At 51.9% G+C, this 5,196-nt stretch carries 5 protein-coding genes and 1 pseudogene; 1 reads left to right on the top strand and 5 read right to left on the bottom strand.

Annotation, left to right across the window (positions count from 1 at the left end):
• Positions 1 to 145: 145 nt before the first annotated feature.
• The 4 genes from A3757_RS25810 to A3757_RS17165 form a co-directional block, all read right to left on the bottom strand.
• On the bottom strand, positions 146 to 367 hold the full coding sequence (locus tag A3757_RS25810) for a hypothetical protein (protein ID WP_068510533.1): 222 nt from the start codon (positions 365 to 367) through the stop codon (positions 146 to 148).
• Positions 368 to 477: 110 nt separating this feature from the next.
• On the bottom strand, positions 478 to 1,182 hold the full coding sequence (locus A3757_RS17175) for a hypothetical protein (RefSeq protein ID WP_068510535.1): 705 nt from the start codon (positions 1,180 to 1,182) through the stop codon (positions 478 to 480).
• A gap of 27 nt (positions 1,183 to 1,209) precedes the next feature.
• Positions 1,210 to 2,160: an alpha/beta hydrolase gene (locus A3757_RS17170; RefSeq protein ID WP_068510537.1), complete on the bottom strand. Its 951-nt coding sequence runs from the start codon at positions 2,158 to 2,160 to the stop codon at positions 1,210 to 1,212.
• Between the two features lie 64 nt (positions 2,161 to 2,224).
• Positions 2,225 to 3,205 (bottom strand): sterol desaturase family protein, encoded by a 981-nt coding sequence (locus A3757_RS17165; protein WP_068510539.1) that lies wholly within the window; start codon positions 3,203 to 3,205, stop codon positions 2,225 to 2,227.
• 141 nt (positions 3,206 to 3,346) lie between these two features.
• On the opposite strand from A3757_RS17165, the gene A3757_RS27675 reads away from it, so the two are divergent.
• The gene (locus A3757_RS27675) at positions 3,347 to 3,607 is read left to right on the top strand and encodes a hypothetical protein (RefSeq protein ID WP_068553683.1); all 261 of its coding nucleotides are present in this window, start codon (positions 3,347 to 3,349) and stop codon (positions 3,605 to 3,607) included.
• A 94-nt stretch (positions 3,608 to 3,701) separates the two neighbouring features.
• Here the strand turns inward: A3757_RS27675 and A3757_RS17155 are convergent.
• Positions 3,702 to 5,081 (bottom strand): annotated as a pseudogene (locus tag A3757_RS17155) (IS91 family transposase); the annotation flags it as partial.
• Between the last annotated feature and the right edge of the window lie 115 nt (positions 5,082 to 5,196).

The raw sequence follows: 5,196 nt of genomic DNA, 5'->3' as shown, positions 1-5,196 counted from the left end.
TCTCGCATCGGCTTTACATGCCTTGCTGGGTATTCCGCTATCGATCGGGTATTTCATTTGCGCTGTGGCGGTTATCCCTATTGTGATCCGGGGGATTACCACTATTTCGCGTTTTCAAGTCGGGACGCAAACTCTGTGGTTACTATTACAAATCGCGGCAATCGCTACCGTGATCATTGGCAAATAACGCGGCCTGTTGATGCGCGCGCGCAATGATGTCTTCACGCTCAAGGTGGTAATAGGCTAAAAATCGGCTCAACGCGATCTCGCCTTTTAATGGGCTAGCTAAATGCGCAATACCCCACCAATGGAGCGCATGCTTCATGTCGCGCCAGCGCGTTGTCACTTTTTGTTTAATGCTGTGCATGGCAACACCTCACACGCATTACGGCCACCGTTATTTGAGCATAGCAGGTCAATACCGCAAGTAAACGTGCACCGCTTCGCTAATTTTTCCACACAAAGGGGGCCACGCGGCTAACGGTAAAACGATGCGCCTTCTTGGTAACGACATAAGTCGCCGGATACCGAGACATTTGTCTCGCAGCGCCACTCAATACTTTGCCCACCCAGCACGTCAACTGGGGTCAATACCACCGCCGCATGCTCACCGAGCTTTTCTGCCGCTAAGACACGAATCACCCCACCGCGGGTAATCCGCATATCACGAATCATCGTGCTGGTTTTCATTTGCGCATCGGTATAACCCAAATCGTCGATCTCCGCTGGCCAACGACCATACTGATAACGATAAGACATCACTTCCATTTTCATCGCTGCTGCCGCTGCCAACGTTTGCGCAAGTGCATGCTGCTGTTGATAGGCAAGATATCTCGGCGGTACTGGCTGCTCACTCACCATCGGCTGCACCGCTTGGGTGGTGTCGTGTTGCTTACAAAGCCAATGCCAATTTTCTAGCTGCTGAACAAACGCGGCGGCTTTACGGGCACAAAAATCTTGCTCCGTGCGAGTGCGCCATAGCACCTGTTCGTCACCGTCTTTTTGATAACGCACTTCACAGGGCGGCACGCCATTTTGTTGGCCATAAATCACAGAGACAATGCGCTCTTCTTCGTTAAGCATGCAACGATAATGGATGTCCGCATAAGCGTGTGTGCCGATCAGAAGCACCAATATGCCGACACTTAATTTTGTTATTACAATCCCCACCCTACCGCGCATATCATTCCTTAATTATTAACGCCATGACTACGCCAAATACCGGTCAATAATGGCGAAGATTTCTTTTCGATAATTGCTGTGCTCGTTAGCCAGATGATGGCGCGCGCCGGTCAGCATATGAATCTGTGGGTCAGTAAATTTTTCACGAATAACACTAAGATTAAACCGCCAGTCTACCGTTTCATCACTGTCGCCTTGTATGACGACTGGACTAAAGGTCACCGGTGAATTTTTGAGAAAATGCGGCAACCATTTTTTCAGTGCGCCAACCCATTGTGCAGGCACATGGCGCGGCTGAAGTGGGTCATGATTTTCGAGAAAATCGAGAAACTCGCTGTCTCCGGAGTTAATCGAGAAAACACGTTTAATTTGTTTCGCGAACGGACTGATTGCGGTATGTAGCCACTTCACAAACGGCCAACGAAATGGGCGCACTAACGGCGCAAGCAGAATAGCGCGCTCAAACGGGAAGGTTTTTTCCGGGGAAAAACTCAGCAAATAATCCATCACTATCGCACCCCCGGTACTTTGTGCGATGACATGCCAAGGTTTTGGCAAATGGTTCTCTGCCAATGCGAGGCAGTTTTCCATGACTTCGCGGTAGGTACGAAAATCATCGATCACCGCGCGCGCGCCGGAGCTTAATCCATGACCTGGCAGATCATAAGCAAGCACCGCATACCCCAGCGATAGCACGTGGCCAATAATATGGCGGTACAAACCAACATGGTCAAAATACCCGTGACACACCAGCACGGTGCCGCGCGGATTTTCTGGCCGCCAAGCATGCACAGAGACACGATGCCCTGCGGCGTCAAAATAACCAAAACCATGAGACAACGCCGGCAACGCATCGGCGAAATCAAGACCGTAATAGCGAATATAGCGCTGGCTGGCCTCATCAAGCGGGTCAAATGCACGCCAATTCAGCGGCTGCCAATGCTGTTGAATATGTTGTTGATCAAACGGGCTAGTCATGGGCACACACAACGTATCAAGATCCTTCGATAATACGTCGCCTGTGCCGTTGCTGTCATGTCCGCTAGCGTTTCCCTACCTCTGCCGCAGTGTCATCGTGCGGTTGGGCTTGCGACCGTTTTTCCGCCTCGGGTCGTTGCCATTCAGGCGGCATCCAGAGATGCTGCAAACGCTTCCATAAGCCCCCTTTGCGGGCCATGTCACGAAACATATCGCGGTACTCATGGCACCAATTGACGATCAAGTTATTGCTATAAACCGGGCGCGTAATGCCGTATTCCACTGGCAGCGTTTCTCGCTCTTCGACGAAAGTTCCAAACAGGCGATCGTAAATAATGAACACGCCGCCGTAGTTTCTATCGATGTATTCTGGATTGCGCGCATGATGCACACGGTGGTGGCTAGGCGTATTGAAAATAAACTCGATTACCGGATGCAACTTGCCCACCAATGTCGTGTGAATGAAGAACTGATAGACCAACGACAACGCATAACAAATGCCAATCCACACCGGATTAAAGCCCACCCATGCCAGCGGCAAATAAAACAGCCAGCCGCCGTTAAAAATATTGGTGGCGTTTTGGCGCATCGCCGTAGAGAAGTTCATTCGCTCAGACGAGTGATGCGTCACATGGGCAGCCCAAAACCAACGTACGCGGTGAGAGCTTCTGTGCATCCAGTAAAAACACAAATCCACCAGAAACCACAGCGCAATCCCGGTGACCCATGTTAGCTCGATGTCTGCCACGCGGTGATAGTACACAAACGCATACACAGGAAAGGAAATCAGCCCTGCGAAAAGCAGCTCGGTAATTTGGTAGCCGGCACCGAGCATAAAATTACGCACCGATTCACGCACATCCACCAGTACGGGATTATTGCGAATGCGCAAAAACTCCCACGCGAACACGCCAATGAAAAACGGCGTGGCGATCACAAAGATAAGTTGGCGCGTATCCAGTGCCAGCCAGTCGGGCGCAAGAGCGAGCAGTTGCGGCAAACCGCTAGTGAGCCAAAGTTCGTCAAACCACTGGGAGATATTCATGCATCGCCTCGTTGTTATGTCGGTAGTGTTGTTAGCGCGATTACGCAATACACTCACTTTACGCCTATTTTTTAATCAGCAATTGACGAAATACGCCTATTTTTTGACAATATACGCCACAATGGATTTCGAGGGGGCCCAATGGCAACCGCAATGCGTGTCACCGGCGCGTGGGTGCAACTGCTCACCGACTGGCTCGACAAAGAAAACTTGCCCGCCCCCGACATTCGCCTGTGGCTCGACAGCCGCAGCCCCACCGATATTGTGGGTATAGGAAGTATAAAGCACCTTTTCACCCCTAAGCTGAAGTATCATACCCGAAATTGCTGCTCATTTTTATTGCCTAAGCCCCAGAATTTAGCTTCACAGCGCCCAAAGCAGGTCGTATTTTGGTCGATTTGACCGAAAAGTGCCTGGCGAATGGATCTCTAGCCGACAGTTGCCCCACCGGCCTGCCGCAAAGGCTGACAGTGCATGGATTGAGAACTTAGGAGCGTCAATTAAATAGGCGAGTCTGCGATGGGTCGAACAGGCTGGGAGTCAGTGGCGGGGCTCGCTCTGGCGGCAATTCGTGCTGTTTGGCAGCGTCAACCTTAGCGGCTTTCTGCCTGAGGTAATTAAGAATCAGCTCAATCACCTTCGGGTCTTCAATGCTTGCAATCACTTTGACTTGGCCACCGCAGTGTTCACAGACCTCGATGTCGATGGTAAAAACACGCTTGAGTCGTTGCATCCAGGTCATAGCGCGGTGGCGCTCTGCAGGGCTCTTGTCACACCAGTCAGTATCGAGACCTTCCGATTGATCGGGCTTTTTGCCCCGCTTAGCGGGTGTTACTTGAACGCGGTGTTTGCTGTTCGGTGCAAAAAGCCCGTGGAATCGAGTAAGGTTGACCCTAGGCTTGGGTACCAAAGCCGCTAGCTTGGCAATGAAATCCAGTGGTTCGAAGATCACATGCGTAGTGCCATTGCGGTAAGGGGTTTTGAGCTCGTAGCGGATTTGTCCATTGGCGGTCAATGCCAGACGCTTTTCCGAGATCGCTGGCCGACTGATATAGCGACACAGGCGCTCAAGCTTATCTCGCTGATGCGCTTCGGCCATCACGCCAGCGTGCAAGGAGAACCCTGCGTGGTTGGCTACTCGGCTGCTAGCATCAGCCTTATCTTCTCGCCCCGGTAAAGTTTGCAGAGTAAAGACCTTGCGCCCCTGCTGGGGGCCGGTGGCAATGCGGTAAGTGACCGAATGGCCGTGTAATTGGGTGAGCGTATCCTCCTCGCCCTCTTCCAATGTCAACCAGGTATTTTCGACATCTCGCTCGAGTAGCCCTTGCTTTTCCAGGCAGCGAGCTATGCGGTGGCTAAGGGTGTGAACGAGGGTATTCAGCTCATCGTGGGTCGGCGCTTTGACCCGATGGAAGCGCTGTTTACCATGGCCGTCTTCGGTGTAAATCCCGTCGAGAAACAGCATGTGGTAGTGTACATTCAGATTCAGCGCGGAGCCAAAGCGTTGGATGAGCGTTACCGATCCACTTTGTGCCGTAGCCTTGGTAAAACCCGCTTTCTTAATCAGATGGGTTGAGAGTATACGGTAAACGATGCTCAAGACCTTGCCCATCAGCTCCGGGTAACGGGCCAGCAAAAAGCGCAACTGGAAAGGAAAACTCAGCACCCATTGGCGAATAGGCTCTGCGGGAAATACTTCATCCACCAAAAGTGCGGCACTCTCCACCATCCGGCGGGCACCGCAGCTGGGGCAGAAACCACGCCGTTTGCAGCTGAAAGCGACCAAACGCTCGTGATGACAGTCTTCACAGCGCACACGCAAAAAGCCATACTCTAGCCGACCACATTGGAGAAAATCCTCGAATTCTCTCTGAACGGGGTCCTAGGGATTTTGCCTCCATATATTGCAAAAACCTCTGAAGCCCCCGTCTGCCGTGGCTTGTAGAGGGGTATCAACTTTCATTTCTAGGTCGATAGCCCTCAATCGGTGC

Source organism: Oleiphilus sp. HI0117 (assembly GCF_001635235.1).
The sequence above is the reverse complement of the archived record's forward strand: the minus strand, read 5'-3'. Positions and strand labels throughout refer to the sequence as shown.